Raw genomic sequence first — 1,969 nt, forward strand, 5'->3', positions numbered from 1 at the left:
CTGATTTTTTAGACTATCTAGTTATTCTGTAGATGATATAAAGTATTATAAGAAGTCTAATAATGTCATCATTACTCACGGCTCTATACCTCCTTTTGTAAAAAATGAGTTTATCGAAACTCAAAATTATTATAACAAAAAAGACTAGAAAATTCTAGTCTAATTTGTCGATATTTTTTTCTTTCTTACAAAAGTTTTACCCTTAGGGTTTTAAGGTACTTTTATTATACCATATTTTACAAAATTGTCAATCGTTTTTTTGGCAAAGCCCCTAAGGGGGTGAGGTAGAGGTGAAATTCCGATTTTTTTAGACTATCTAGTTATTCTGTAGATGATATAAAGTATTATAAGAAGTCTAATAATGTCATCATTACTCACAGCTCTATACCTCCTTTGTATTTAAAAATATGAGTTGTTAATCTCGAAATTATTATAACAAAAAAGACTAGAAAATTCTAGCCTAATTTGTCAACATTTTTTTTATTTTAAATACAAAGTTACCCTTAGGGTTTTAAGGTAACTTTATTATACCATATTTTATAAAATTGTCAATCATTTTTTTGACAAAGCCCCTAAGGGGGTGAGGTAGAGGTGAAATTCCGATTTTTTGGCTATCTGGTTATTCTATAAATAATATATAGAATGATAAGAAGCCTGATTATATCTTCATTACTCACTGCTCTTAACCTCCTTACAATTATAAAATATGAGTTTGCTAAACTCTTTGTCATTATACCAAAAAAAGCTAGAAAAATCTAGCTTAATTTGTCAGCAATTTTTATTTTATAATCGTAAGTTTACCCTTAGGGTTATTATAAGAATATTATACCATATTTTATAAAATTGTCAACTGGAAATTTGACTTTTTATATGTGGTTTTATAAAAATATTTTTATTAATTTTTGTTAAAATTGTTATTTTAATTAGTTTTTATTTTTTAATTTTTAGAATAAAAATTCTTATTTTTTATACGAGATATTAAAATTTTCTAATGAAAATTAGGATGTTTTGAATTAATATTAGATTAATTGATGGTTCTGGAAATATGTTTTTTGTCGAAAAAACTTGACATATTTTTTTTAATAGGGTATACTAAGATTGTTTCAATAGTCTTTGTAAAATGATACGGATTTAATAATTTTGTAAATAAAAAAGGAAAATCTTGAGGAATAATAAGTTTTGTAAAGTTGAGCTATTGTATCCGTTGTGTTAAAAACATTGATTTTATGGAGAAAATTAGAAAATTAAAAAATGATATAAATTTTGAGATAAGAAATTTCATTCTTTTTCAAACAAAGAAACTAAGTTTTATTATTTTTCATTTACAACTATAAAAATTAATAAAAGGACTAATTCAACATGATATAAAAAATAAGTTTTTTTCTTATTGTAATTGTATTATGTTGATTTTTCTATATAAATTTTTAAATTGATGTATTTTGAATAAAAAATTAGAAAATTCTTATCACAAATTAGGTAAAAAAATAGGGCTGTAAGCGAATTGGATATTGCTTTTTTGGTAATAAATTCGTGAATCTAAAATTATTTGAACTTAAAATATTGCATATAAGCTGACTTGGTGATATTAACCATTCTCTTGACAAATTGAAAGTTTGGTTTATATCTAGTATTGTAAGGTGTATAATTTTAGAAATAAAAAAATAATTAATTTTTTATTTGTTGAAATCACTATCAATCACTTATCGTTTTAACAAAGGATTAATTATTTCTGCAAAAAAATCACTTATGGGCGCCCTTAAGGACTTTTTACCTTCCATATGGCATTTTTACTTGGTTTTCTAGTACTTCTACTACTTCATAATCTTGTTTTTAATCTTTTTGTTTTTTTATTAGGCTATTCTGTTACTATTTTTGAGACAGAATGAAACATTATACTGTATTAATAGTCGTTGACTATTTTTCATAATTTTAAGGAGGAAGATATGAGTAATAACTTACGACAGATTGC

This window comes from Leptotrichia trevisanii DSM 22070 (assembly GCF_000482505.1).
GTDB lineage: Bacteria > Fusobacteriota > Fusobacteriia > Fusobacteriales > Leptotrichiaceae > Leptotrichia > Leptotrichia trevisanii.